24 protein-coding genes and 3 pseudogenes are annotated in these 26533 nt (G+C 65.5%); 9 read left to right on the forward strand and 18 right to left on the reverse strand.

Annotated features, from left to right (window positions below):
- Positions 1-1024: M48 family metalloprotease (locus tag VTU_RS0107335; protein ID WP_010102818.1), on the reverse strand; the 1024-nt coding region annotated here is incomplete at its 3' end.
- 167 nt (positions 1025-1191) lie between these two features.
- On the opposite strand from VTU_RS0107335, the gene moaC reads away from it, so the two are divergent.
- Complete coding sequence (gene moaC / locus VTU_RS0107340) at positions 1192-1683, forward strand: cyclic pyranopterin monophosphate synthase MoaC (protein WP_010102819.1); 492 nt, start codon at positions 1192-1194, stop codon at positions 1681-1683.
- A gap of 34 nt (positions 1684-1717) precedes the next feature.
- Here the strand turns inward: moaC and tfpZ are convergent, their stop codons facing one another.
- The 5 genes and pseudogenes from tfpZ to VTU_RS0107365 form a co-directional block, all read right to left on the reverse strand.
- Positions 1718-2485: a TfpX/TfpZ family type IV pilin accessory protein gene (tfpZ, locus tag VTU_RS0107345; protein WP_010102820.1), complete on the reverse strand. Its 768-nt coding sequence runs from the start codon at positions 2483-2485 to the stop codon at positions 1718-1720.
- On the reverse strand, positions 2482-4176 hold the full coding sequence (locus VTU_RS0107350) for a PglL family O-oligosaccharyltransferase (protein WP_050809448.1): 1695 nt from the start codon (positions 4174-4176) through the stop codon (positions 2482-2484). The genes tfpZ and VTU_RS0107350 overlap by 4 nt, the downstream gene beginning before the upstream one ends.
- 48 nt (positions 4177-4224) lie before the next feature.
- Positions 4225-4743: a pilin gene (locus VTU_RS31260; protein ID WP_010102822.1), complete on the reverse strand. Its 519-nt coding sequence runs from the start codon at positions 4741-4743 to the stop codon at positions 4225-4227.
- 219 nt (positions 4744-4962) lie between these two features.
- Positions 4963-5600, reverse strand: a pseudogene (locus tag VTU_RS26430) (FHA domain-containing protein).
- Between the two features lie 7 nt (positions 5601-5607).
- Entirely contained in the window at positions 5608-6387 is a 780-nt protein-coding gene (locus VTU_RS0107365) for a Stp1/IreP family PP2C-type Ser/Thr phosphatase (protein ID WP_010102825.1), read from the reverse strand.
- 281 nt (positions 6388-6668) lie between these two features.
- Between VTU_RS0107365 and VTU_RS0107370 the strand changes: the two genes are divergently transcribed.
- Together VTU_RS0107370 and VTU_RS0107375 are read left to right on the forward strand one after the other, a co-directional pair.
- Positions 6669-7343, forward strand: a complete 675-nt coding sequence (locus tag VTU_RS0107370) for a response regulator (protein WP_010102832.1) — start codon at positions 6669-6671, stop codon at positions 7341-7343.
- Between the two features lie 2 nt (positions 7344-7345).
- Complete coding sequence (locus tag VTU_RS0107375) at positions 7346-8785, forward strand: sensor histidine kinase (RefSeq protein WP_010102834.1); 1440 nt, start codon at positions 7346-7348, stop codon at positions 8783-8785.
- A 14-nt stretch (positions 8786-8799) separates the two neighbouring features.
- Here VTU_RS0107375 and VTU_RS0107380 read toward each other — a convergent pair whose 3' ends face one another.
- The 4 genes from VTU_RS0107380 to VTU_RS0107395 are packed head-to-tail and all read right to left on the reverse strand — an operon-like array spanning position 8800 to position 14413.
- The gene (locus VTU_RS0107380; protein ID WP_010102836.1) at positions 8800-10467 is read right to left on the reverse strand and encodes an ABC transporter ATP-binding protein; all 1668 of its coding nucleotides are present in this window, start codon (positions 10465-10467) and stop codon (positions 8800-8802) included.
- Positions 10468-10496: 29 nt separating this feature from the next.
- Positions 10497-11543 carry an ABC transporter permease gene (locus tag VTU_RS0107385; RefSeq protein ID WP_010102838.1) on the reverse strand — a complete coding sequence of 349 codons (1047 nt, stop codon included), beginning with the start codon at positions 11541-11543 and terminating at the stop codon, positions 10497-10499.
- 4 nt (positions 11544-11547) lie between these two features.
- Complete coding sequence (locus VTU_RS0107390) at positions 11548-12561, reverse strand: microcin C ABC transporter permease YejB (protein ID WP_010102840.1); 1014 nt, start codon at positions 12559-12561, stop codon at positions 11548-11550.
- 52 nt (positions 12562-12613) lie between these two features.
- Entirely contained in the window at positions 12614-14413 is a 1800-nt protein-coding gene (locus VTU_RS0107395; protein WP_236610666.1) for an extracellular solute-binding protein, read from the reverse strand.
- 25 nt (positions 14414-14438) lie between these two features.
- On the opposite strand from VTU_RS0107395, the gene fabI reads away from it, so the two are divergent.
- Positions 14439-15275: an enoyl-ACP reductase FabI gene (gene fabI, locus VTU_RS0107400; protein WP_050809449.1), complete on the forward strand. Its 837-nt coding sequence runs from the start codon at positions 14439-14441 to the stop codon at positions 15273-15275.
- Between the two features lie 11 nt (positions 15276-15286).
- Here fabI and VTU_RS0107405 read toward each other — a convergent pair whose 3' ends face one another.
- From VTU_RS0107405 to VTU_RS0107420, 4 genes and pseudogenes are all read right to left on the reverse strand, one after another.
- Entirely contained in the window at positions 15287-16129 is an 843-nt protein-coding gene (locus tag VTU_RS0107405) for an EI24 domain-containing protein (RefSeq protein ID WP_010102844.1), read from the reverse strand.
- A 134-nt stretch (positions 16130-16263) separates the two neighbouring features.
- Positions 16264-17274: a sterol desaturase family protein gene (locus VTU_RS0107410; RefSeq protein WP_010102846.1), complete on the reverse strand. Its 1011-nt coding sequence runs from the start codon at positions 17272-17274 to the stop codon at positions 16264-16266.
- 31 nt (positions 17275-17305) lie between these two features.
- A pseudogene (locus VTU_RS26435) lies at positions 17306-18129 on the reverse strand (polysaccharide deacetylase family protein).
- Between the two features lie 16 nt (positions 18130-18145).
- Positions 18146-19129 carry a YncE family protein gene (locus VTU_RS0107420; RefSeq protein ID WP_010102850.1) on the reverse strand — a complete coding sequence of 328 codons (984 nt, stop codon included), beginning with the start codon at positions 19127-19129 and terminating at the stop codon, positions 18146-18148.
- Positions 19130-19451: 322 nt separating this feature from the next.
- On the opposite strand from VTU_RS0107420, the gene VTU_RS0107425 reads away from it, so the two are divergent.
- The 4 genes from VTU_RS0107425 (at position 19452) to pyk (ending at position 22846) form a co-directional block, all read left to right on the forward strand.
- Positions 19452-19889 carry an SRPBCC family protein gene (locus tag VTU_RS0107425; RefSeq protein ID WP_010102851.1) on the forward strand — a complete coding sequence of 146 codons (438 nt, stop codon included), beginning with the start codon at positions 19452-19454 and terminating at the stop codon, positions 19887-19889.
- A gap of 18 nt (positions 19890-19907) precedes the next feature.
- Positions 19908-20429 carry an EVE domain-containing protein gene (locus VTU_RS26440; RefSeq protein WP_236610667.1) on the forward strand — a complete coding sequence of 174 codons (522 nt, stop codon included), beginning with the start codon at positions 19908-19910 and terminating at the stop codon, positions 20427-20429.
- A gap of 126 nt (positions 20430-20555) precedes the next feature.
- Positions 20556-21272, forward strand: a complete 717-nt coding sequence (locus VTU_RS0107435; protein ID WP_010102856.1) for an SDR family oxidoreductase — start codon at positions 20556-20558, stop codon at positions 21270-21272.
- Positions 21273-21409: 137 nt separating this feature from the next.
- A complete protein-coding gene (pyk, locus tag VTU_RS0107440) occupies positions 21410-22846 on the forward strand; it encodes a pyruvate kinase (RefSeq protein ID WP_010102858.1) in 1437 nt (478 codons plus the stop codon).
- 34 nt (positions 22847-22880) lie between these two features.
- On the opposite strand, the gene VTU_RS0107445 is transcribed toward pyk, so the two are convergent.
- The 4 genes from VTU_RS0107445 to VTU_RS0107460 all read right to left on the reverse strand — a co-directional run bounded on the left by VTU_RS0107445 (position 22881) and on the right by VTU_RS0107460 (position 26143).
- Complete coding sequence (locus VTU_RS0107445) at positions 22881-23267, reverse strand: hypothetical protein (RefSeq protein ID WP_010102860.1); 387 nt, start codon at positions 23265-23267, stop codon at positions 22881-22883.
- A gap of 1 nt (position 23268) precedes the next feature.
- Complete coding sequence (locus VTU_RS0107450; protein WP_010102862.1) at positions 23269-25011, reverse strand: PhoH family protein; 1743 nt, start codon at positions 25009-25011, stop codon at positions 23269-23271.
- A 114-nt stretch (positions 25012-25125) separates the two neighbouring features.
- Positions 25126-25611, reverse strand: a complete 486-nt coding sequence (locus tag VTU_RS0107455) for a peroxiredoxin (protein WP_010102864.1) — start codon at positions 25609-25611, stop codon at positions 25126-25128.
- A gap of 160 nt (positions 25612-25771) precedes the next feature.
- Positions 25772-26143, reverse strand: a complete 372-nt coding sequence (locus VTU_RS0107460) for an Mth938-like domain-containing protein (RefSeq protein WP_010102866.1) — start codon at positions 26141-26143, stop codon at positions 25772-25774.
- Between the two features lie 101 nt (positions 26144-26244).
- On the opposite strand from VTU_RS0107460, the pseudogene VTU_RS0107465 reads away from it, so the two are divergent.
- Positions 26245-26533, forward strand: a pseudogene (locus tag VTU_RS0107465) (aminotransferase); the annotation flags it as partial.

Here is a 26533-nt window from a genome sequence, read left to right on the forward strand (position 1 = left end):
CGTCCAGCGCCCGGGCCGCAGCGCGTGCGCCCGCGGCATCGCGCAGCTGGTTGCTCGCCAGGGCGGCCGCGTACAGCGCCGCCGCGCGGCGGGGAACCGGCTGGCTGGCGAATCCCGTCGCCTGCGGCTCGGCGATCCATTGGCGCAAGGCATCCACCCCGGGGCTTGCGAGCACCCGGGCCCGTGCCGCAATCAGGGCGTGCTCCAGCGTCGGTGGCTGCGCGGTCGCCTGCCCCGGGGGAATGCGCGCCTGCATGTCCGCGATGCGCTCGGTGGTCAGCGGATGGCTGCGCAGATAGGGCCAGGAGCCATTGTCGTTGAGCCGGTTCGCCTGCTGCAGCTTGTCGAACATGCCGACGAAGCCCTGGGGCGCAAAGCCCGCCGGGGCCATCAGGCCATAGCCCATGCGGTCGGCCTCGCGCTCCATGGTGCGCGAGAAGTTGAGCTGGTTCTGCAACACCAGCGCCTGGCCGCCCACCACCAGGGCCTGGGTCGCAGCGGGGTTCTTGCTCGCGGCCAGCGCGCCCAGCAGCATGGCGCCCAGCAGCAGCGGCGTCTGCCGGTCCTGGTCGGTGATCAGGCGCGAGATATGGCGCTGCGTGATGTGGCTCAACTCGTGCGCCAGCACCGAGGCCAGCTCGTCGCGCGTACTGGTCAGGCCGATCAAACCCAGATGCACACCCAGGTAGCCGCCGGGCAGCGCAAAGGCGTTCACCGTCCGATCGCGGCTCAGCAGGATGTCCCAGGCAAAGCGTTCATCGATTTCCGGCGAAAGCGTCCCCCGCGCCCTGGCCGCGCCCAGCAGCGCTTGCAAAATGCCCTGCACATAGTCCGCGAGCACCGGGTCGTCAATATGCTCCGGGTCCCGGTAAAGCGCACGGACGATGCGCTCGCCCAGGCGGCGTTCGGCACTGGCCGTGAGTTCGCTGCCGTCGCCCAGGGTGGGCAGTGGGGACTGGGCCAGGACGGAAGTGCAAGACAAGGCTGCGAGGGCGATCAAAACAGTGGCTGACAACACCCGCATGGCGGGCGCATGCGGTGCTTTTTCCTCCTGCTTTGTGCTGCGGCCAGGGATCCACTGTTTGACAGCGCCGAGTATGCGTCGATGATTCCTCATGGGCCGTATGATGCCTTGCCGCAGGGGAGTTCCCCATTCGATTCAAGCGTTTGCCAAACAGGGTCAAAGGAACCATGTCACCACTCACGCATTTTGACGCCGGTGGCCAAGCCCACATGGTCGACGTTGGCGCCAAAGCCTGTAGCCACCGCATTGCCATCGCCAGCGGGCGCATCGGGATGCTGCCCGCCACCTTGGCGCTGATCGAGGCCGGTACGGCCAAGAAGGGGGACGTGCTGGGCGTCGCGCGCATTGCGGGAATCCAGGCGGCCAAAAAGACCAGTGAGTTGATTCCCTTGTGCCATCCCCTGGCGCTGACCCGGGTTGCGATCGGGTTCGAAACTGCGGATATGCGTTTTCAGGACGCTGCGGGCATAGTCTGTACTGCAACCGTCGAGGCCAGGGGTCCCACCGGCGTGGAGATGGAGGCGCTGACCGCTGTGCAGGTGGCGCTGCTCACCATCTACGATATGTGCAAGGCCGTGGACCGCGGGATGTCGATACATGATGTGCGGGTTCTGGAAAAGCACGGGGGCGCGTCGGGTAGCTTTGTCGCCCCGGCCTAGTTTCGTCCTGGCGCCTGTTGATCCAACAGCCCCGTCAGAAGGAATCGAGTGGAAAAAAGCCCATGGGTCGGGCGTTCGCAGGGTCGATCAGCGCCGTCCAGGCCTTTTGGCGGCCTACCAACGGGAGGTAACGCAGATTTTCGATGGGCCGTCCTGTCGCCGCCACCGCAGCGTCTATTTGAGACGCATGGGCCGGGAAACGCGTTTTCAGATCTGCAGCCGGTTTGGAGACTTTGACAATCTCTGCGGCGGCGGCCTCATACGGCTGCCAGAGCTCACTGCGCACCGCCAGCGGCACGCCGTTCAATGCTTGCATCGTCAAATCAAACTGTTCCTGCGCGTTCCTGAACGGGCGCAGCGAAATGGCGCTGGGGCCTGTCAGCGGCAGTTCCCGCAGCGTGGCGGGGGCTTGCGCCAAGAGCGCCGGATCCACATCGACGGCATGCACGACGCGGAACAGCGAATACTCGAACACCAGGTGCACCGGACGCGCCACGAATACCGTCCACAGGCCATAGCCGAGTGCGGCGCATTGCAGGGCGCCAATTACCGTGAAATCCATGAGCAGTTCGCGCCGTGGCTTGGCACGGTTGAATATGGCCAGCGTGATCAAGGGACCGATCACGATGTCCACCGCCACCACCAGCAAAAACAACGCGCGGCCCCCGGAAATTTCACGATAGGGGTATGGATACCACAGCCCGAACACGAGCAGGGCTGCCAGGGCTGCCATGCCGAGGCTGATCCCGAAATGAATTCCGCTGGCACGCAAGCGTTCTTTCCATTGTTTCCAGTGCATCATGGTGTTTTTACCTCCCGCAGTTCAGGGTACTTCTCTCGTTCCATGGTTCGCAAGACAGACACGGCTGCCTGGTAATAGTTCTCTCCATATATTCTCCGGATGGCCAGCATTTGCCGCTCCGCATCTTGCGGGTGGCCATTGAGCCCCAGCGCAAGTGCGTAGCGCAATGCGAGCATTCCATAAGGAAAACGCAGAGCAGCCTTGCGCAGGTTCTGCATCTCGTCCGGCGCCATGTCTCTTTTGGCTTCCTGCCGTGCGGCCTTGAGCATGGCGCTCAGATGCGAAAGCATCCAGATGCCGTCTGGCGGTCGGTATTCTGCAGGGGTCCTGCCAATCCGCAGACTCTCGAAGCGCACGACGCGAAAATCCCGTTCTACCTGTATGTACTCGTAGGCTGCGTAGCAACCAACGACAAACCATGCACCGAGAAAGACGCCGCAGATATCGCGCCGCATGGTGACAGGGGCGGAGTTCCTCCACGATGCCTCCACGATCCCGATCATCAATCCCGCGCTCAGGAGAAAGTACGAATATGCAAATGGATATTCCAACAAGCTGTGGATGGCAATGGGGAGTAGACAAAGCATTGCGTACAGCGGATTGGCTTCCTTGATGGCCTTGGTGCGTGAAAAAAACCAGTAAATGCAAGCCAAGGCCAACGCCAAGCCCAAGGGAATGCCATTCCAAGCCATCAGATCCAGCACTGCGTTGTGGGCATTGGTATAGGTATAGTGCGCCGAACTTGGCGCCAGATCGACGGGGCTGAGTGCCTGTGCCGTGGGGGTTTGATTCCATCCATATCCGACCCAGGGTGACTCCAGGATGCCGCCAAATACCTGCCTCCAGATAATGAAACGCCCGTTGTCCCGGATCAGGCTCAGATTGCGCCCCTCGTCCATCAACAGCGCTGCATGCACCCAAGGCAGCAATTGCAGGGCAAGCAGAAAGCACACAAGCCAGCCGGCTGCGTGTCCGGGACGAATGCGCAGCGCCGTGCTGCGGCTTTTCCAGGCGAAGAGCAGCACCGCGGCAATGGCGCTCAATATCCCTGCGCGCGATTGTGTGAGCATCAGAACCAGGGACAGGAATCCTACGCCGCAAACCAGGCCCAGCGGGCCAATGCGTCTGCGCTCGTAAGTCCAGGCCAGCGCCGCAATGCCCATGAGAAGCAAACTGGCCAACTGGTTGGGTTGGCCTATGTTCCCCATGGCACGGGCTCCAAGGGCTGTCTGCGTAGCATATATTCCCAGCATGCCTTGCAGGTCCAGCCATTGCAGCAGGCCAATGGCTGCGGAAGCGAATGCGACAAAACAGATGACGAGGAAAACCGGGGCCAGTCCCTGCTGAACATCCGCTGCGTTGTGCTCGCAGGCGTAGCCAAGTGCCACGGCAACGGCCAGAGCGCACAGGTAGAGAGAAACGATGACAGCATCCCCGGCAAACAAGGATATTCCCACAAACCATTGCATCCATGGCAACAGGGCCAGTATGACCAAGCCCCAAGTCAACCTCGGTATGACGAAACCTTTTTGCACGCCCGGGCCGGCCAACCTGCCTGCGGCGAGCAAGCTGATGCCCAGTAGCGCCAGGGATTCGGCGTGAAAACTGGTCCATGGAGAGTAGTGGTCAGTAATCAGCCAAGCCCCGGCGAAAACAAAAATTCCAAAGATATGGAGGAGAGATTTTAGCATTAATAAAAAAAGCGGCCGGAGCCGCTTTTTGGAATGACACCACAAGGATCAGTCGGGGGCGCGGCACGAACCTGGCAGGAATTTCGGGGCGACACCACCGCTTTTTCCGGGGCCGCAGATCCAACTGTTCACAGTAGTTCCCAACTTAGGTTGCTTGCAAGTTGAAAATTTTATTTGATCAGAATCGCTGCAAGGAGCCAATCTGATGGTTCCCTCCGCTTCGGGGATATTTTGTACCGTTACAACTATATGGCCACCCTCGGCACCGTCAGGTATGGATTTGGTGGTTTTAACAGACTTCACGTACTTTGTGACGCTAGAGGTAGAGCTAAGCGAGGATTCACAGCCCCAACCATTTTCGGCAATATCCATGCCTGACGCAGCGGTCTGAATGACTTCGGTAATGGTGGTGCGGCAAGAGGAAGCGGCCAAAATTGCCTCAGATATCTTGGCACGCTTGGTGTAGTCTTGGTACGCCGGCAGTGCCACGGCGGCCAGAATGCCGATGATCGCGACCACGATCATCAGTTCGATCAGGGTAAAACCCTTTTGGGAAGCGCGTTTCATGAAAAAAACTCCTGGGTAAAATTGCAACAATTACACCGTATCCGAGCAATTGCCATGCCATCTGCACGCAGGCAAACGAGAAAGTGCTTCGGCGGTGTTCCGCGCAGGGGGAAGCCGCGGGGCCGGTGCCTGGGGGCCATTTCAAGCTGTAAGCCAAACGCATTGACCGAGGGCCATTCCCTGTCTGCGCCTACATTCCTGTCACCCAGCAATGTCATTTTACCGCCCGCCCCCGTCTTCAGTATCGGCCCCGGATATCCCGCTTTGCTCGAACTGCATTTGGGTTCCCGCCAACTCCAGTCGGTCACCGTGCTTGAGCGGGATGGGCGCTGGTCCGATGGAGACGCCGTTGAGCAGCGGGCTGTCCCGGCCTTCGATATGGGTCAGCACAAAGTCCTGCGGCTGCTTGGTGATGGCCGCGATGGCGACGCCCGGTTGGCCGATGGTGGTCACCACTTTCTGCAAGGACACCTCGCCCCCGCCGCGCGCCCCGACAGGACCCGGATGATGGCGGACATCGGCGTTGAAGCCGGTGCGGCGGGCGCCGGGCTGGCGCCGCTCTGGTCTTTGGCCTCCTGCAGAAAGCGGATCTTGTACTGGCCCACTTCCAGCGTATCGCCATCGCGCAGCGTCTGGCGTTTCACGGGCTTGGCGTTCACGTAGGTGCCGTTGGTGCTTCCCAGGTCCTCGATCTGGACCTCGCGGCCGACCATGTGGATTACGGCATGCTCTCCGCTCACGGCCAGGTCGTCGATCGCCATGTCGTTGTACGGGCGCCGGCCAAGCGTGGTCCGCTTCTGGGTCAGTTGTACGTCCTTGATGACGTTTCCGTCGATTGAAAAAATCATTCTGGGCATGATGGATTCACTCCGGGTGTGGTGCGTGGTTGTGAAGACCCTGGCGCTTGCCTGCCTGCACCAGCAGCACGCTCACGTTGTCACGCCCGCCATGGGCATTCGCGGAATCGATGAGCCGCGCGGTTTTCTCTTCCAGCGCCAGCGGTGCGCGCAGCATGTGCGCGAGGTCGGCGTCCGGCACCATGTCCGTGAGCCCGTCCGTGCACAGGAGAAACAGGTCGTCGGGCGCCACCTGGAATTCGTTGACCTCCATCATGGCGCTGGGCCCGACCCCCAGTGCCCGGGTGACCAGGTTGCGCTGGGTCGAGAACGTGGCCTGCCGGGGCGTGAGCAGGCCCGCATCAATTTGCTCCTGGATCCACGAGTGATCGCGCGTGATCTGTTGCAGCGCGCCAGCGCGCAGCCGGTAGCAGCGCGAGTCTCCGATATGGCCCAGGGTGAGCCGGTTGCCGTGAAAGACGGCGACCACCAGCGTGGTGCCCATTCCCGCGTACCTGGGGGTCGCGCGGGATGCGTCCCAAATGGCATGGTTGGCGCGCTCCACGCAGCACTCCAGCACCTGGCGGACCTCGCTGGATGGGGGGCTGGCTCCGGCCTGCGTCAGCCAGCAGACCATTTCGGTCCGGATGAAGTCCGTGGCCATTGCGCTGGCGACCTCTCCGGCGTTGTAGCCCCCCATGCCATCGGCCAGGATGGCGATCTGCGTGCCGTGGTCGATGGCCACCGCGTCCTCATTGTTCGGGCGCACGCGGCCTTGGTCGGTCCGCGCGAAAAATTCGTAGGTCATGGATGTTGGGGCGGGCGCCATCGGGCGCCTGAAAATCGGGAGGGTTGCCGCTTCCCGCACAGCGGGCACCCGATCACGGCTTCCTGAGAATCCGCCGGTGCATGCGCTGCTGCTTGCGGTGCGCATCATAGACCACTGCTCCGGGGGGGATCGATAAGCCTTCTGCCGCAGCGTTGCCCCATCGGAGACACTTGCGAGTTTCCTGGAAAGCATGCACGATTCGGCGCCTGAAACAGAAACCGCGCTGCCCAATTCTCAGCCACCCACCAGGAGACAGCCGCGTGCGCATCCTCATTGCAGAAGACGACCAGGTTCTGGCCGATGGCCTGTTGCGCACGCTGCGCGCTTCGGGGGCCGTGGTGGATCACCTCGCCAGCGGCAGCGAAGTCGACGCTGCGCTGCTGACGAACACCGGGTTCGACCTGCTGATCCTGGATCTGGGTCTGCCCCGGATGCACGGGCTGGAACTGCTCAAGAAATTGCGCAGTCGGGGCTCGGCCCTGCCGGTGCTCATCCTCACCGCCGCCGATAGCGTGGAGGCGCGCGTCAAGGGGCTGGACTTTGGCGCCGACGATTACATGGCCAAGCCGTTCAGCCTGCAGGAGCTCGAGGCCCGCGTGCGCGCCCTCACGCGGCGCGGAATGGGCGGTGCGAGCAGCACCATCCGGCATGGCCCCCTGGTGTACGACCAGGCCGGGCGCGTGGCCACCATAGACGGCAAGATGGTCGAACTCTCGGCGCGCGAACTCGGGCTGCTCGAGGTGTTGCTCCAACGCGCGGGCCGCCTCGTGAGCAAGGAGCAACTGGTCGAGCGTTTGTGCGAGTGGGGCGAGGAGGTCAGCAACAACGCCATCGAGGTGTACATCCACCGCCTGCGCAAGAAGATCGAGCGGGGGTCGATCCACATTGCCACGGTGCGTGGCCTGGGCTACTGTCTCGAGAAAATGTCGGGGTAAGTTTGAAGATCTTCCAGCGCGAGCAGCGCTCGCTGTTCGGCGAGATCCTCGACTGGATGCTCACCCCGCTGCTGCTGCTGTGGCCCGTGAGCCTGGCGCTGACCTGGCTGGTGGCGCAGGGCCTGGCGAACAAGCCGTTTGACCGCGCCCTGGAATACAACGCCCGGGCGCTGGCCGAGTTCGTCGGCGTGGTCGGCGGCAAGGTGCAGTTCGACCTGCCCCGGTCAGCGAGCGAGATTTTGCGCGCCGACGGCTCGGACAGCGTTTACTACCAGGTCGTCGGCCCCGACGGCGAGTTTCTGTCGGGCGAGCGCGGGCTGCCCGAGCCCCTTGGCGACGAGGCCCCGACGCCGGGCGAGGTGCGGTTGCGTGACGCAGAAATGCACGGCGTCGGCATCCGGGTGGCCTGGATCCGGGTGCGGCTGGCGCTGCCGGACGCGCCCAGCGCGCTCGTCCAGGTGGCCGAGACGCGCGAAAAGCGCAGCGTGCTGGCCACCGAGATCATCAAGGGCGTGATGCTGCCGCAGTTCGTCATCCTGCCGCTCGCCGTGCTGCTGGTGTGGCTCGCGCTGGCGCGCGGAATCGAGCCGCTGAACCAATTGGAGCAGCGCATCCGCGCGCGCAAGCCCGACGACCTCTCGCCGCTGGACGACCGCACCGTGCCGCTGGAGGTGGCGCCGCTGGTGGCGTCGGTGAACGATCTGCTCACGCGCCTGAACGATTCGCTGGCCACGCAAAAGCGCTTTCTGGCCGACGCCGCGCACCAGCTCAAGACGCCGCTCGCGGGCCTGCGCATGCAGGCCGACCTGGCCCTGCGCGAGGGCACCAGCACCGAAGAGATCAAGCGCTCGCTGCAGCAGATCGGGCGCTCGAGCATTCGCGCCACGCACACCGTGAATCAACTGCTGGCGCTGGCGCGCGCCGAAGGCAGCAGCGTCGCGCGCCAGCCCTGCGACCTGGCGCGCCTGGTCATCGAGGTGGTGCACGATGCGGTCCCGCGCGCGCTCGAAAAGCACATCGACCTGGGCTACGACGGCGCCGCGCCCGGCACGCCCGGTGTGCTGCTCGATGGCAATCCGACCCTGCTCAAGGAACTGGCGCGCAACCTGCTCGACAACGCCATCATCTACACGCCCTCGCTTCCCGACAGGCCCGGCGTGGTCACGGCGCGCGTGCTGGCCGACAGTCCGGGTCAGGTGCTGCTGCAGGTCGAGGACTCGGGCCCCGGCGTTCCCGAGGCCGAACGCGAGCTGGTGTTCCAGCCCTTCTACCGTGCGCTCGGCAACGACGCCGACGGCTCGGGCCTGGGCCTGTCCATCGTGCGCGAGATCGCGCGCCGGCACGGCGCCGGGGTGGCACTCGAAGACGCCCGGCCCGGCCGGCATCCGCCAGGCACGCGCTTGAGCGTGCGCTTTGCGCTCCGGGAGCTGGCGGGTCGCTGAGCGGGGAGGGCGCGTCAGTCCGGATTTTTTGGGGACAGCTGCGCCGCTGCGTCGGACGCGCCGTCGGCGCTGAGCACACTCGCCACGAGCCGCCGGGTGTAGGGGTGTCGGGGGGCGCTGAGCACCTCGGTCACGCTGCCGCTCTCGAGCACCGTGCCGTCCTTGAGCACCAGCACCTCGTGCGCCATGGCGCGGATGACCTCCACGTCGTGCGTGATGAGCAGGTAGCTCAGGCCCTTTTCCTTTTGCAGGCGCTGCAGCAGGCCCAGCACCTGCTGCTGCACGGTCACGTCGAGCGCGCTGGTGGGCTCGTCGAGCACCAGCAGCTGCGGCTGCACGATGAGCGCGCGCGCCACGGCCAGGCGCTGGCGCTGGCCGCCGGAGAAGGCGTGCGGGTAGCGCTCCAGCAGGTGCGGGTATTGCTCCTCGGTCAGGCCCACCTCGGCCAGTGCGGCCTGCACGCGCGTGCGGCGCTGGTCGGCGTCGAGTTCGGGCGCGTGCACCTTCAGCCCTTCGCCGACGATTTCTTGCACCGTCAGGCGCGGCGAGAGGGACGAGTACGGGTCCTGAAACACCACCTGCACGAGGCGGCGCAGCCGCTGGTTCGCCGGTGTGTTGTGCATCGCGGGCTGCTGCCACGCCTGACCACCGAGTTGCAACTGGCCCGCAGAGGGCAGCAGGCCCAGGATGGCCTGCGCCAGCGTGGACTTGCCCGACCCGGACTCGCCCACCACACCCAGCGTGCGGCCCGGCAACAGCCGCAGGCTGGCGCCCTGCAGCGAGACGAATTCCGCCTTGCCGAACCAGCCGCGCAGGCCGGGCCGCGGCGTGGGGTAGGCCACGCGCAGGTCCTGCACCTGCAGCACGGGGGCGGTGTCCGCTGGCGGGGCGACCTCGACGACGTCGCGGCGCGGCCGGCTGGCGAGCAGGCGGCGGGTATAGGCGTGCTGCGGCGCGCGAAACACGTCGGCCACCGTCCCCTGCTCGACCAGCAGGCCCTGCTCCATCACGGCCACGCGGTCGGCGAAGCGGCGCACCAGGTTCAGGTCGTGCGTGATGAGCAGCACGGCCATGGCACTGCTGCGTTGCAGGTCCGAGAGCAGGTCGAGGATCTGGCCGCGCAGCGTCACGTCGAGCGCGCTCGTGGGCTCGTCGGCGAGCAGCAGCCGGGGCGCGCTCGCCAGGGCCATGGCGATCATGGCGCGCTGGCGCTGGCCGCCGCTGAGCTGGTGCGCGTAGCTGTTCGCGCAGCGCGCGGGTTCGGAGATTCCGGTGCGGGCCAGCAGCTCCACGGTCGCCTGCGCGCATTGCGCGCCCGTGAGGCCCTGTTTGAGTTGCAGGACCTCGGCAATCTGCCTGCCGATGCCCATCAAGGGGTTGAGCGCGGTCATGGGCTCCTGGAACACCATGGCGACCTCGCCGCCGCGCACGCCGCGCATCTGGCGTTCGGACAGGGCCAGCAGGTCGCCGCGCCCCTGCAGCAGCGCCTGGCCGCTGACGCTGGCGTCGTCCGCCAGGCGCAGCAGGCTCAGCGCGGTGATGGTTTTTCCCGAACCGGACTCGCCCACCAGAGCGAGCTTCTCGCCCGCGGCAATGCGCAGGTCAATGCCCCGCACCACTTCCTTGGAGCCAAAGCGGACCCGGAGATTGCGCACGTCCAGCAGGGGCGGGGCGCAGGGCATGTCGGCGCCGGGACGAGCGGGAGCGTCGCTCATTGCGCGGCCTGGCGCGGGTCGAGCGCGTCGCGCAGTGCGTCGCCCATGAAGGTCAGCAGCAGCAGCGTGACGACCAGCACGCCAAAGGTGGACAGCGAAATCCACCAAGCGTCGATGTTGTTCTTGCCCTGGCTGAGCAACTCGCCCAGCGACGGTGTTCCGGGCGGAACGCCCAGGCCCAGAAAGTCGAGCGAGGTCAGCGCGAGAATCGCCGCGCTCATGCGAAACGGCAGAAAAGTGACCACGGGCGTGAGGCTGTTGGGCAGGATGTGGCGCCAGATGATCTGGCCATTGCCCACGCCCAGCGCGCGCGCGGCCTTCACGTAGTCCAGTTGGCGGTTGCGCAGGAACTCGGCGCGCACGTAGTCGGACAGGCCCATCCAGCCGAACAGGCTCAGCAGGATGAGCAGCAGCGCGACGCTGGGGGCAAACAGGGCGCTGAAGATGATCAGCAGGTAGAGCTCGGGCATGGAGCCCCAGATCTCGATGAAGCGCTGGAACGCCAGGTCTGTCCGGCCGCCAAAAAAACCCTGGATCGCGCCCGTGACCACGCCCAGCAGCACGCCCGTGACCGTGAGCGCCAGACCGAACAGCACGCTGATGCGAAAGCCGTAGAGCAGCTGCGCGAGCAGGTCGCGCCCCCGGTCGTCGGTTCCCAGCCAGTTCTCGCTGTTGGGCGCCGAGGGGCTGGGCTCTCGGGAAAAGTAGTTCAGCGTGTCCGGCCCGTAGGGGTTGAGCGTGCGCAGCGCCCAGTTGCCGTCCGCACGCAGGCGCTGTTTGATGAAGGGGTCGTGGTAGTCGGTGGGCGTCGCGAAGTCCCCGCCAAAGGCCGTCTCGGGGTAGTCGCGGAGTATCGGAAAGTAGGTCTGCCCCTGGTAGCGCACGATCAGCGGCCGGTCGTTGCACAGCAGTTCCGCGCACAGGCTGATCAGCACCAGGGTGGCAAAGATCCGCAGGCTCCAGTAGCCCAGCCGATTGCGCCGAAAGCGCAGCCAGGCACGGCGTGAGGGCGAGAGCGAAGGGGGGGAGGAAGCGGTGCCCATCGGGTCAATCAAACTTTACGCGCGGGTCCACCCACACATAGCACAGGTCGCTGACCAGCTTGGTCAGCAGCCCGATGAGCGTAAACAGATACAGCGTGCCCAGCACCACCGGGTAGTCGCGGCGGATTACGCTTTCGTAGCTCAGCAGGCCCAGGCCGTCGAGCGAGAACAGCGTCTCTATGAGCAGCGATCCGGTAAAGAACGCGCCGATGAAGGCCGCAGGAAAGCCCGTGACGATGGGAATGAGCGCGTTGCGAAACACATGCCGGTACAGCACCTGCCGCTCGGACAAGCCCTTGGCGCGGGCCGTGAGCACGTACTGCTTGCGGATCTCTTCCAGAAAGGCGTTCTTGGTCAGCATGGCCGTCGTGGCAAAACTGCCCAGCACCATGGCCGTGACGGGCAGCGTGATGTGCCACAGGTAATCTGCCACGCGCGCGCCCCAGCTCAGATCGTCCCAATGCGCCGAGGTCAGGCCGCGCAGCGGGAACCATTGCAACTGCCCGCCAAAGATCACCAGCAGCGCAACCCCGAGCACAAAGCCCGGGATCGCGTAGCCCGTCAGAACCAGCAGCGTGGTCACCAGGTCAAAGCGCGATCCGGCGCGCACCGCCTTGGCCACACCCAGCGGAACGGCCACCAGGTAGCTGATGAAAAAGCTCCATAACCCCAGGCTGACGGAGACCGGCAGCTTTTCCTTGATGAGGCTCCACACGTCCTTGTTCTGAAAAAAGCTCTGGCCCAGATCAAAGCGTGCGAACTGGCCGAGCATCTGCAGGAGGCGTTCGTGCGCGGGTTTGTCGAAGCCGTACAGGGTCTGGATTTCCTTTATCTGCTGCGCATCCAGTGTGCGCCGGGGACCCTGCCCCCCCCACTGCCCCTCCCGGCTGCTCAGTTGCGACACCAATTGCTCGACCGGACCGCCAGGCACAAGCTGGATCACGGCAAAGTTGATCAGCAGCACGCCCAGCAGCGTGGGAATCACCAACAGCAACCGGCGCAACAGGTAAGAGATCAAGCGTCCTCCGCGAACAGGGGCGCGACCCGGCGCAAGCGGCCTGGCAGTGCCGTCATGGGGTGGGTCCTGACCACCACATGGTCAGCAACCACGAACTGGCGAGCAGGTGCGGCGGCAATGTGTCCGGATGCCGCAGGTGCTTTTGGTGGGCCACGAAAAACTGCTTGCCAAAGTACATCGGCACCACGTAGTACTGGTGCAAGAGATAACGGTCCAGCGCCCGTGCACCAGCCGCAATGGCGCTGCGATCGGCACTGCCCACGATGCGCTCCACCAATTCGTCGACCACCGGATCTGCGATTCCCGGCAGATTCTGGCCACCGGGCTCCTTGGCCGATTGCGAGCCGAAGTCGTCATACAGTTCGTTGCCAGGGCTGGAAGAGCCACCCAGGATGGCGACTGCCAAGTCGAAGTCGAATGCATCGCGCCGCTTCTTGAGCAGGCTGGCGTCCACCAGTCGGTATTGCAAGGCGATTCCCAGGCGCATCAGGTTGCGCGCATAGGGCGCCAGAACCACTTCGGAAGACCGGTCGGAAAAGTCCAGGCGGATGATGAACGGCTGGCCTTGGGCATCGCGCAAGGCCCCATCACGCAACACCCAACCGGCATCCGCCAGCAATTGCGCGGCTTGCCGCAAGTTGGCGCGCAGCCCCTGGGCCGTGGCCCCGGTTCCCATGGCCCGGGGCAACGGGCCTTGCACCCCCCGCCAGTAGGCCTGGCGCTGGGTCAGCGAGTCGATCAAGGCCCGCTCCTGCGTGCTGATTTCGGGCTGGGCCATCAGGTCGGGATGGTTGTTGAAGTAGCTTTGCGTGCGCGCACGCCGGCCGTAGAAAATGCGCTGGTTCAGCCAATCGAAATCAAACGCCAAGTCGAGCGCCTGGCGCACGCGCCGGTCGGCAAACTGCGGGCGGCGCAGGTTCAGCGCCAGGCCTTGCATGCCGGTGCCGAGCTGGTGGGCGACTTCCAGCTTGACGATCTCGCCGGAGTCGAAGCGGCGTCCCCGGTACTTGCGCACCCAGGCGTTGATTCCCGTTTCCTCCATCGCGTCGATGTCACCGACCTTGAGCGCCTCCTCTTGCCCCAGTGCATCGCGGTAGTACTGGTAGTGGACTTCGTCAAAATTGAACATGCCCCGGCGTACCGGCAAACCAGCCGCCCAATAGTCGGCCCGGCGGGCGTAGACAATCGATTTGCCCAGGTCCAGGCGTCGGATCACATAGGGGCCGCTGGCAATGGGCGCGTCGTTTTGCATCTGGTCAAAAGGCTTGCCGCCGCCCCAGCGATGCGAGAACACCGGCAATTGCCCGAGGATCATGTGCAACTCGCTGTTGCGCCGCCGGAACTCGAACCGGATGCTGCGCTCTGCGAGCACCACGGCACGCTTGACGTCCGCCCAGTAGGAGCGAAACACCGGCGAAGCCTGGCGACTCATCAGGGTGTCGAACGAATGCTTGACATCCAGCGCCAGCACCGGGTCGCCGTTGGAAAAGCGCGCCTGCGGCCTGAGCCTGAACGTCACGCTCAGGCTGTCGGCTGCCAGTTCGATGTCCTCGGCCAGCAGCCCGTAGCGTGAAAAAGGTTCATCCTCGCTGGCCGTGGTCAGCGCGTCAAAGACCAGGCCGTATTCGGCAAAGACAAAGCCATTGCTGCTATGGCCCATGCCGGCTGCAATCCGCCCGCGCAAGGTAAAAGGGTTGAGCTTGTCAAAGCTGCCCTCGGCCGACAGCGTCAGCCGTCCGCCCTTGGGCGCCTGCGGGTTGACATAGTCGAAATGCGGGAACGACGCCGGGTACTTGGGCGCATACCCCATTCCCATGCCATGCGCGGCCCACGCCGGAGCAGCGCACAGCATCAGTAAAAAAAACCGCCAAAACCACATGCGACAATTCTGCACTACGCCGCATTCCACAGGAGAGAACGACCATGGGTTTTTGACTGGCAAAAGGCTGCTCATCACGGGCCTGCTGTCCAACCGCTCCATTGCCTATGGCATCGCCCGGGCTTGCCATGCGCAGGGTGCCGAACTGGCCTTCAGCTATGTGGGCGAGCGCTTCAAGGAGCGCATCACCGAATTTGCCGCCGAGTTCGGCTCCGGGCTGGTCTTTGATTGCGACGTGGCCAGCGACGCGCAGATCGAGCGCATGTTTGCCGACCTGTCCCGGGACTGGCCCCGGTTCGACGGCTTCGTGCACAGCATCGGCTTTGCCCCGCGCGAGGCGATTGCCGGCGACTTTCTCGAAGGTCTGTCGCGCGAGTCGTTTCGCGTTGCACACGACATCAGCGCGTACAGCTTTCCGGCGATGGCCAGGGCCGCGCTGCCGTACCTGAGCGACAGGTCCTCGCTCGTCACGCTGAGCTACCTGGGCGCGCTGCGCGCCATCCCGAACTACAACACCATGGGCCTGGCCAAGGCCAGCCTGGAGGCCAGCGTGCGCTACCTGGCCGAAGCGCTGGGCCCCAGGGGAATGCGCGTCAACGGCATCAGCGCCGGCCCGATCAAGACGCTGGCGGCCAGCGGAATCAAGGACTTTGGCAAGCTGCTGGCGCGGGTCGCGAGCGCGTCCCCGCTGCGCCGCAACGTGAGCATAGAGGACGTGGGCAATGTGGCCGCCTTCCTGTTGTCCGACCTGGCCGCGGGCATGACCGCGGAAATCAGCTACGTTGACGGCGGCTTTAGCCAGACGGCCGGCATCAGCCGTGACATGGTGACTTGACGACGCGGCCACTATGCTTCGCGCGGGCGGTCCATGCCGGGCAAGGGACGCGCCCGGGGCGCCTCGGCACGCAGGCGCTGCAAGGCCGCAAGGCAGTAGTGCGTGAACCAGAGCGACGAGAACGCGAAGACCAGGGTGTAGATCCAGATCGCCAGCGGCACGAGGATCAGGAACGCGGCAGCAAACACCGCCCCCGACGCCCACAGGATGCCGGGCGCTGCGCCCAGGTAGCCCGTGATGATGCCGATGCCCAGCAGGCTGCTGCGGTGGCGCCGGAAAATCTCTTGCCGCTCCTGCCGGCTGGCGTGCTCGGCGAGCGCGTCGAAGGCCAGCACCCGGTACGCCAGCCAGCCCCAGATCAGGGGCGGAAGGACGAGCACCAGCGGGGGCACGAACCACAGCGGAATCGATAGCACCAGGGCCACCAGGGCGAGCAGGGTGGAGCCAATCGACCAGGCCACGCTGGCCATGAAAGAGCCGCCCTTTTTGCGCTCCAGGTCCGGAAAGCGCCGCGCGGCGACCCAGGGCACCAGAGCCGGCGCCATGAGCAGCGCCACCACGAGCAGCGACAACACCACCAGAACGGGCGCCACGGCCAGGACCACGAGCAGCGGAGCGAGCACCGAGACCACGTCGCCCAGACCCGATTCCTGCATCCAGCGCCAGAGGCTGCTCACGAGCGCCGATGCGTCGAGCAGCGAGCGCATTCCCAGGACCGCCGCGTCCCAGTAGAAATAGCCCCACCCCAACGCCAAAGCCGCAATCAGCAGCAAGGGCAGCAGCGACAGGGCCAGCACGCGCGGCAGCAGGCAGCCGACCGCGGCGCGCCAGAAGGAATCGAACAGCAAATCCACTGGCGCGCGTCCTTTCGTCGTTTGGAGCCGGGGAACCCGCGGCGCGCCGAAGCGCTTGCGGGGCGTGGGGATGCTTGCAGAGAAATGCCTGGATGGCAAGCGGGCGCCCCTGCCGTCGGCCGGGTCGTGCGCTGTCACGTCCTGCCAAACAGCCGCAGAACCCCGCGCCACTGCTGCGACCAGAAACCCTGGCCATAGTCGCGCAAGCGCCCGTCCGCTCCGGGTTCCACTTGGTCGCGCACGCCCGTGGGGCCGTAGCGCGCATCGAAGTTGGCGCTGCGCAGGAGCATGTCCCACCAGGGCAGCAGCACGCCAAAGTTGGCGCCGCCCGGAACCACGCGCGGCTGCGCGCCCGACGCGCCGGCGCCCACGGACGGCACGGTCGTCTCATGGCCGATCCCGATGCCGTGGTGCAGGCGGTGAAAGCGGGGACTGATCCACAGCCGCTCGCCCCAGCGGCCAAAGCCGAGGCGCAGATTCGCGTGCTGCAGGTTCTCGCTGAGCTGCGTGATGGCGACGATGGCGATGAACTGGCCCGGCATCACGCCGATGAACTGCGCCACGGCAACGAGCAGCGCGTCGCGCAGCAGGTCGTCGAGCAGATGGTTGCGGCTGTCGCTCCACATGGTCATCTGCCGCTGCGCGTGGTGCAGGGAATGCAGGCGCCACCACCACTCAAAATGGTGTTGCGCGCGGTGTATCCAGTAGCCGAAGAAATCGAGCACCAGCAGGTACAGCAGCAGGCTCACCCAGGGGACGTCGGAGACGCCCGGCCAGACGCCGTCGAGGTGGAAGGTGCTGACGCCGGCCACCCGCAGGGCGCCGAAGAGCGCGTCCGCGAGCGGCTCCACGGTAGCGAACAGGCCCAGCCGGAACAGGCCCAGCCGATGCACCAGGGTGTAGAGAATGTCCGTGCGGATCGTCGCGCGGTCGGTCACGGGCTCCACGGGCCAGAGGCGCTGCAGCGGCCCGATCAGCAGCCCGATCACCCCCAACTGCAACAGGCCCACGAGCAGCCAGCCGCAAGCCGCGTAGCCGTCTTCCAGAAAACTGGCCCAGCCCATGGAAAACATCAGCGGCTGCAGCAGGCTTTCAAAAAGCCACTGCTGCAGGCCGTCGAAGCCGTCGCTCAGCCATTGCGCCATCGCGCGATCGCTCCGTCGATCCCGCGCCGCGTCAGCGCACTGCCGGCGCTGCCAGCGCAGCGTAATCGGGGTGCTCGCGCAGGGTGCGAAAACAGAAACCCCGCTGCTTCAGGCCCACGATCAGGGGCTCGAGCACCGCGGGGGCCCAGGGGTCTTTGCGCGACCAGATCCCCAGGTGCGCCAGAAGGATGTCGCCGCTGCGCACGCTCTGCAGCGCCCGGCGCAGCAGCGCCGCGTTGCTGACCTGTTCGCTCGCCAATTCGTCGCCGAGAAACCCGGTCGGAGACCAGCCCACATGGGTGTAGCCGCAGGCGCGCGCGCTGGCGAGCAGGCGCGGCGAGGTCTTCCCGCCCGGGGCCCGGAACAGCGGCAGCGGCGCCCTGCCGGTCAGCGCTTGCAGACGATCGGCCGCGCGGGCGATTTCTGCGCAATATTCGGCGGCCGAGAGCACGAGACTTTGCCCCGCGCGCGGGCCGGCGCTGGGTCGCACACGAAACGCGGGGTCCTGCGCGCTCCCCAGGTCGGCGCGCCAGCCGACGTGGCTCCAGGTGTGCGAGGCGAATTCGTGCCCCTCGGCAGCGCGGGCACGCCACCAGGGCGCCCAGTGGTCGCCCAGGCTGCCGTCACCTTGTTTGGTGCGCCGTTGGCGGCAAAAAAGCTCACCCGGACCTGCTGGCGTTTGAGCACCTCGGCGACCAGCGGGGCAATCTCCATATGGCCCGTGTCAAACGTAAGGTACAGCGGCTGGTTGCAGTCCCCCTGGGCGCCGGCGCCCGGGATAGGCGCCGCAAACGCCAGCAGCAAGACGGCCCATCGGCGGCCGCAGCCTGCTGCGCGAGAGCCCGCAGCGCGCATGCGCCCACCCACCCGGTCAACGCGGCGCATGCTGCAGCGTCCACACGCCATGCGGAGACTTGCCCACCGTGACCTGCCGCACGACCTGCTTGGCGTGGGTATCGACGATCGAGAGCCTGCGCGCCCAGCGCGCGCTGACGTAGATGAACCGGCCGTCGGCGGACAGGTCCATGCAGTCGGGCCCGCCGGGAACGGGGTAGGACTCGACCAGCTGCTGCGTGTGCATGTCGATCTTGCTGATGGAGTTCGCGACGCGGTTGCTCACGTACAGATGGCGGCCGTCACCCGCGGCCCTGAATGCATGCGCTCCACTGCCCGTCCTGATCCTGTGGACGCTCACGGGTTCGGGTCCGGAGACGTCGAACACCTCGACGGCGTCGTCGCCGGTCAGGCCGACGAACAGACGCTTGTCGTCCGCGCTGCCATAGATGTCTGCCGGCATGGCGCCGGTCTGGACACGCCACCGGATGCGCTGGGTCGCGAGGTCGATGGCGACCAGTTCATCGCTGTCCTGCATGGTCGCGTAGACCGTGGTGCTGCGGCTGTCGATCCACAAATGGCTGGGTGTGCGCGCGGTAGCGACCCGCTGCACGAGCGCCAGGTCCTTCCCGTTCCAGTGATAAAGATCCACATGGTTCAAGCGATTCGCCGCAGTCACGAACCACTTCATGTCGGGGCTGAAACGCAGGTGGTAGGGATCGACGATGCCGCGCACGGTGCGCTGCACCTGGGCTGTGCGCGGATCGACAAAGGTCAGCGAATCGTCCAGCGCGTTCGCCACGATGAGCGACTTCTCGTCGGGTGTGAGGTAGAGATGGTGCGGCTCCTTGCCCACGGCAATGCGCGCCGTCTCGGTCCAGGTCACCGGATCGACGACGCTGACATCCGCATCCAGAGAGTTCAGGACGAACAAAGGCGGGACCTCTGCGAGTGCCCCATGCATGAAGATCCAGAACCCGCCGAAGGCGGCGCACGCGCGCGCAATCGAAAACATCTTCACGGAATCGCTTTCAACACAGCCCGAGAGTCTAGCGCCGGACCCGCTCCCGATCTGCGTCCAAACGCAACATGGCCTGCGGTCTCTTCCCGGCTCGCCCGCCGTCCCCGGTGGGCGTTCCTGGCACTTGGGGGAAATGTACGCAGTCCGCGTCGCCGTTGTGCGCACATCGCGGCGCGCCATGCGGCCCAGGATTTTTGTGTAACCGACACTTTCTGCGGCGCCATGCTTGAAGTAGGATCGCCCGGGCGCGCGCATCTGCCGGGTGAGAAGCAGTGAAACCTTCTGCGCACCCGATTCCGACAACAGGCAAAGGAACTCAAGAATGGTTGATACCGTCAAATTTCACTCCGCATATACCGCCACGGCCGACGCATCCATGCAGGATGTCTGGGCGATCTGGGTGGACGTGAATCATTGGATGCAGTGGGACAAGGGCATTGCACACGCAGAAATCCGCGAAAACTTTCAGGTTGGTAATGCGTTCTCATTGACCCCGCAAGGCGGCGAGCCGATCCAGGTTCATTTGAAGACCGTCACGCAGGGCGAAGAGTTCTCCGACGAAGCCGTGTTGCCGTTTGGCGTGATCCGCAACGTGCATTGCATGCAAATGCTTGGCAAGAAGCTGCAACTCACGCACGAGGTTCATGCCGAGATCAAGGAAGAGGCCGCAGGCTTCTTCGGCAAGGAAATCTGGCCGCACATGCAGTCCGGACTGCCGGAGTCGGTGAACAACATCATTGCGCTGGTCCAGGCGCAGTGACACCGCGAAGGGTCGAATTTGAGCAAACAGCAAACAAAGAGCAGCATGGCGAAGTATTGGTGTGGCGTCGTCTCAAAGGAACACATCATGCGCGGTGTGGCGGGTGGATTCTGCCAAGTCTGCCACGGCAAGCGGGCCCCGTTGGCGCGCATGTCCATTGGCGACGGCATCGTCTTCTATTCGCCGGTGACAAAATTCCAGGGCGACGAGAAATGCCAGAAATTCACCGCGATCGGCAAGGTGATCGGCAACGAAACCTACCCGTTCCAAATGGCGCCGGATTTCATTCCCTATCGGCGCGATATCGGGTATCTCGATAGCGCGATGGACGCACCGATCCGGCCGATGCTCGAGCAGCTCTCATTCACCCGCGGCAAAACGAGCTGGGGATTCCCGTTCCGGCGCGGGCATTTCGAGATAACCGAGGAGGATTTCCAGCTGATTACGCAATCCATGCTGCCGGATTCCTGGGAAAGCGTCTGCTCGGGAATCGCCGCCGGCAAACCGGCCGGTCCGGATCTGTTTACCCGGCTGGACTGAGCATGGTCGATCGGGCCGGGATCGACGCGGCGACATGGGGTGCAACAGGGTTTGCGCTTGGCGCGGGCCGCATTTTCAACAATACAGGGGAACGCATTGACAGCTATTCAACAAAAGACCACCAAGGTGGCACTCGTCACCGGCGGGTCGGGTGGTATTGGCAGTGAAATCGCCCGCCGCCTGGCGATCGACGGCTTTGCCGTCATGATCGCCTATTCAAAGTCGGCTGAGGCGGCGGAGAAAATCCTGCATGCAATCGCGCAAGCCGGCGGTGAAACTGCGCTGGTGCGTGCAGACGTCTCGAATGCCAAGGACGTGCAGGAGGCATTCGACGCGACGATCAACCGTTTCGGCCGCATTGACGTGCTCGTCAACAATGCCGGCGTCATTGCCCCCGGCATGATCGCCGACGTGATCGAGGACACTTACGACACCGTGTTCGACGTGAACGTGCGCGGCGCTCTGTTGGCGATGCGGGAGGCCGCGAAGCGGCTGCAAGACGGTGGTCGCGTGATCAACATCTCGTCCACCCTGGTCGGCGCGCCGATCCCCGGCTCTGCCCTGTATGCGGCGAGCAAGGCGGCGCTCGAAGCGTTCAGCCGTGTCCTCTCCAAGGAGATCGGTCCGCGGGGCATCACGGTGAACACGCTGCGGCTGGGTGCAACCATTCCGGGCATGTTCGCCAAGGCACCGCCGGAGCGACAAGCGGCTTTCGCCGCCGCTTCGCCGTTCAAGCGCCTGGGCACGCCACAGGACGCTGCCGAGGCCGTTTCCTTTCTGGCCAGCGAAGGGGGGCGCTGGGTGACGGGGCAGGTCATCACGGTAGATGGCGGGGCGACCTGAACCCGATAGAGACAGGAAAGACGGGAAAATTTTCTGTAACGACTCAGCCGCTTCGCCGCAGGCCATTGACCGGCGCGCCACCGCCGGCATGTGAGAATCGGAACCCGATTCCCACATTCACCGAAAGAGAGCGACCCATGCCTACGCGCCGCGCCACCAAGATCGTTGCCACCCTGGGTCCTGCGTCGAGTGACCCGGCGCTGCTCGAGGCCATGATCCGTGCAGGGGTCAACGTGGTCCGGCTGAACTTCAGCCATGGCAAGGCGCAGGACCATATCGACCGGGCCGCCAGCGTGCGCGCGGCGGCGCAGCGCGCCGCGCGCGAGGTGGCGATCATGGCCGACCTGCAAGGGCCGAAGATCCGCGTGGGCAAGTTCGCCGAGGGCCGGGTCGAACTCAAATCGGGCGCGCGCTTCGTCCTCGACGCTTCGCGCACCGAACCGGGCGACGTCCAGGGCGTGGGGCTGGATTACAAGGAGTTGCCGCGCGACGTGCGGGCGGGCGATCTGCTGTTGCTCAACGATGGCCTGATCGTGCTCACCGTGGACGCCGTGCGCGGCGAGGAGGTGCACACCACCGTCAAGGTGGGCGGCGAGTTGTCGAACAACAAGGGCATCAACAAGAAGGGCGGCGGCCTGACGGCGCCTGCGCTGACGGCCAAGGACATGGAAGACATCCGCACGGCCATGGGCTTTCAGGCCGACTACGTCGCGGTGAGCTTTCCGAAGAACGCAACCGACATGGAAATGGCGCGCCAGCTGTGCAACGTGGCCGCGTCGGAGACGCGCCACCGGCCGGGGCTGATCGCGAAGATCGAGCGCGCCGAAGCCATTCCGCATCTGGAAGCCATCCTGCGCGTGAGCGACGGCATCATGGTGGCGCGCGGCGACTTGGCGGTGGAGGTGGGCAACGCGGCGGTGCCCGCGCTGCAAAAGAGGATGATCCGCATGGCGCGCGAGCTCGACAAGGTCGTGATCACCGCCACGCAGATGATGGAGAGCATGATCACCAACCCCGTTCCCACCCGGGCCGAGGTCAGCGACGTGGCCAACGCCGTGCTCGACGGCACCGACGCGGTGATGCTCAGCGCCGAAACCGCCGCCGGCCGCTACCCGCTCGAGACCGTGGAAGAAATGGCCACCATCTGCGCCGCGGCCGAGGCCGCGCAGGACCGCCGGCTCGACGCCGATTTCACGGACCGGACCTTTGGCCGCATCGACCAGTCCATCGCCATGGGCGCGCTGTTCACGGCGCACCACCTGGGCGCCAAGGCCATCGTGGCCATGACCGACAGCGGGGCGACGGCGCTGTGGATGAGCCGGCACAGCATCCACGTCCCGATCTACGCGCTCACCCCCAAGGTGGCGACGCAGCGCAAGATGGCCATGTACCGCAATGTGCGCCCCCTGCTGATCGACACCAGCGCCGACCGCGACACCGCGCTCGCGCAGGCCGAGCGCCACCTCAAGAGCCGCGGCATCGTGCAGCAGGGCGATGTCTACGCCATCACCTGCGGCGAGCCCATGGGCGCCCCGGGCGGGACGAACATGCTGAAGATCTGCGTCGCCGGGTAGCCCGCGGAGTGGTTCGTTGCGGCGGCCCGGGACTTCATGGCTGCCGCAGCCCCCACACCAGCAGACCAAGGCACGCTGCGCCCAGTACCAGCACGGCCCCGGTGAGGCGCCGGGCGCGCAGGCGCAGCGTTTCCACGGCGCGCACCACCTGGGCGGTTTGCTCGGCCAGGGATTCGATCAACGCGGCGCAGTCCTGCTGCTCCTGTTCCAGGCACCGGACCCGCTCGCGCAGCTGCTGCAACTGCACGTCGGTGGGGAGCGCGGATTGCCCGTCTGCGCCCTGCACCAGGGCGGTGGACTGCGCGGTGTTCCCTGCGCGCCGGTTTCTGAGCAGCTTTCTGGCGGCTTGCAGGACCTGGGGCGTGGCCTCGATGACCTGGCCCCAGGGGACCAGCTTGAGCACCGTGAACCAGGCGGCCACTTCAAAGCACCTCGCTCGCAAAGTCTGCCAGGCGCGAGCGCTCGCCGCGCGCCAGCGTGATGTGGCCGCCGTGCGGCCAGCCCTTGAAGCGGTCCACCGCGTAGGTCAGTCCCGAGGAGCCTTCCGTGAGGTAGGGGGTGTCGATCTGCGCCAGGTTGCCCATGCAGATGATCTTGGTTCCCGGGCCGGCGCGCGTGATCAGCGTCTTCATCTGTTTGGGCGTGAGGTTCTGCGCCTCGTCGATGATCACGTACTTGTTCAGGAAGGTGCGCCCGCGCATGAAACTCATGCTCTTGATCTTGATGCGGCTGCGGATGAGTTCGTTCGTCGCGGCGCGCCCCCATTCGCCGGCGTTGCCGCCGTCGCCCTTGGCCAGGAACTCCAGGTTGTCGTCGAGCGCGCCCATCCAGGGGCCCATTTTTTCCTCTTCGGTCCCGGGCAGGAAGCCGATGTCCTCGCCCACGCTCACCGTCGCGCGGGTCATGATGATCTCGGTGTAGCGGCGCTCGTCGAGCACCTGGGTCAGGCCCGCAGCGAGTGCCAGCAGGGTCTTGCCGGTGCCTGCCGTCCCGGTCAGGGTGACGAAGTCGATCTCGGGGTCCATGAGCAGGTTCATGGCGTAGTTCTGCTCGCGGTTGCGCGTGGTCACGCCCCATACTGCGTGCCGGGTCGATCCATAGTCCTTGAGCGTGCGCAGCACCGCCGTCTTCTCGCGGATCTCGCTGACCCGCGCGAACAGGCTGGGTTCGCCGGGTGCCTCGAAGAAGACGAACTGGTTGATCATCAGCTGCGCAACGACGGGGCCGCCGATGCGGTAGTACACCTGCGCGCCGCTCTGCCAGCTCTCCATGTTCTTGCCGCTCTTGGCCCAGAAGTCGGGGGGCAGGGCGAGCACGCCCGCGTAGAGCAGGTCGCCGTCTTCCAGCGTCTTGTCGTTCTGGTAGTCCTCGGCGGCCAGGCCCAGCGCGCGCGCCTTGACGCGCATGTTGATGTCCTTGGACACGAGCACCACCTCGCGCGGGGCGTGCAGCGTGCGCAGGGCCTGGACCACGCCCAGGATCTGGTTGTCCGCCTTTCCCGGGGGGAAGCTGATGGGCAGGCTGTAGTCCAGCGCGGCGGTCTGGAAGAACAGATGGCCGCCGGCCGCGCGCTGGCCGGTGGAATCCAGCCGGAGCCCCTGCGCCATGTCGGCGCCCTGGGCGGCCGCGGCCAGCGCGTCGAGCGTGCGGCTGGCCTGGCGGCCGTTGCGCGCCACCTCGGTCATGCCTTTCTTGTGGCTGTCGAGCTCTTCGAGCACGATCATGGGCAGGAAGATGTCATGCTCTTCAAACCGGAACAGACTCGTGGGATCGTGCAGCAGCACATTCGTATCCAGCACGAAGAGCTTGGCCGGGCCTTGCGCTGCGGGTTTCTTGCTGCGTGCGCCGGACGGGATCGGGGGGGCCACGCTCGGACCCGCGGAGGACGCGGCGTTGGCTCCCTGCCTCTGGCGCGTGCCGCTTGCGCGTGCGCGCGTCTCGACCTGGGTGGGTGGTGGTGGTGCGGCGTGCGCTGCCGCTGCGGCCAAGGCTGGTTCCGGACGCTGCGGCTTGCGCCTTGCGCGGGCTGCGGATGGCGCACGGGCAGGCTCCTGGGCAATCGGCGCGCTCACCGGGGGCTGCGGCGCACGGGCGGGCGCGGTGATCGCAAAGGCTTCGGGCGCAAGGAGCGCGGCGCGCCGGCTGGGGGCGGGGGGCAGGGGCATGGTGGCAGGAACCTCGGTCGGTAATGCGCGGTCAGTGAAAGCAAAAAAACCGCCTGGAGACCCAGGCGGCTTTCGGGAGGGGAGCGGCTGGGGATCCCCATTGCGCCCGGAGAATCAGGCGGCCTTTTTCAGGGCTTTGATGGATTTCACGGTCTTGAGGACTTCATCCACGTGGCCTGGCACCTTCAGGCCGCGCCACTCCTGCGCGAGCAGGCCATCGGGGCCGATCAGGAAGGTGCTGCGCTCTATGCCCTTGACCTTCTTGCCGTACATGATCTTGTTCTTCACCACGCCGAACATGTGGCACATTTTTTCTTCGGTGTCGGCGATGAGTTCAAACGGCAACTCCAGCTTTTCCTTGAAATCGTCGTGCGACTTCATGTTGTCGCGCGACACGCCGAACACGGCGGCGCCAGTCTTCACGAAGTCCTTGTAGCGGTCCCGAAACTGCATGGCTTCGGTGGTGCAGCCGGGCGTGTTGTCCTTGGGGTAGAAATAGAGGACCAGAATCTGGCCCAGGTGCGAAGTGTTGGAGACCTTGAGACCACCGGTTGCGTTGGCTTCAAATTCGGGAAGGGGTTTGTTGACAACGATCGCCATATCGCTTCAGGTCTCTCAGGATGTAGTCGTTGGTAAGCCAGCGGGTCAGTCATCGCGGTGCCGGGGCGCGCTCCTGACCGAATCCGGCGATTTTACCCTGAAATCGTTTCCCGACCAATCGCGCGGCCGTGGACCCTCACGGCGCCCGGGGCAGGGCGCATCAGGCTTCCAGCAGGAGGGCCGCGGCCACCTCGCGGCCTTCGCCGGCCAGGATGTTGTAGGTGCGGCAGGCGGCGCGCGTGTCCATGCTCTCCAGGCTCAGCCGGCGGGCGATCAGGGGCGCAAGCCACGCCGCGGGAGGAAAGCGGGTGCGGGCGCCGCTGCCAAACAGGATGATCTGCGCGTCCAGGGCGGCGAGCTGCGCGAAATGCTCCGGCCTCAGATCCTCGAAGCGCGCGCAGGGCCATTCCTGGCGCAGACCGCCGGAGCCGATGATGACGCTGCGGGTGATTTTCTCCGCGCCCATGCTGATCCAGCCCGGGCCGTAGCCGCTGATGGTTTGCGCGGTCGATGGGTCGGGCTGGAATTTCATGGGCTGTCGGCAGGCGGGAGGAGGTGGTGCAGACGGCGGCGTTGCCGGTCCGTGCGCAAACTACAATCATAGGCTCAGGTACCGAACCACCCCGCCAGCGCATGAAAACCGTCCAGAAATCCGCCAAGCTCGCCAATGTCTGCTACGACATCCGGGGGCCGATCATGGACGCGGCCAGGCAGATGGAGGAAGAGGGCCACAAGATCATCCGGCTCAACATCGGCAATCTGGCGGTGTTCGGCTTCGACGCGCCCGAGGAAATCCAGCAGGACATGATCCGCAACCTGCCCAATTCCTCGGGCTACTCCGACAGCAAGGGAATCTTCGCGGCGCGCAAGGCCGTGATGCACGAGACGCAGAAGCAGGGCGTCGAGGGCGTCACGCTCGACG

The organism is Verminephrobacter aporrectodeae subsp. tuberculatae At4 (genome assembly GCF_000193225.1).
In the GTDB taxonomy this organism is placed as follows: Bacteria; Pseudomonadota; Gammaproteobacteria; order Burkholderiales; family Burkholderiaceae_C; genus Acidovorax; species Acidovorax aporrectodeae.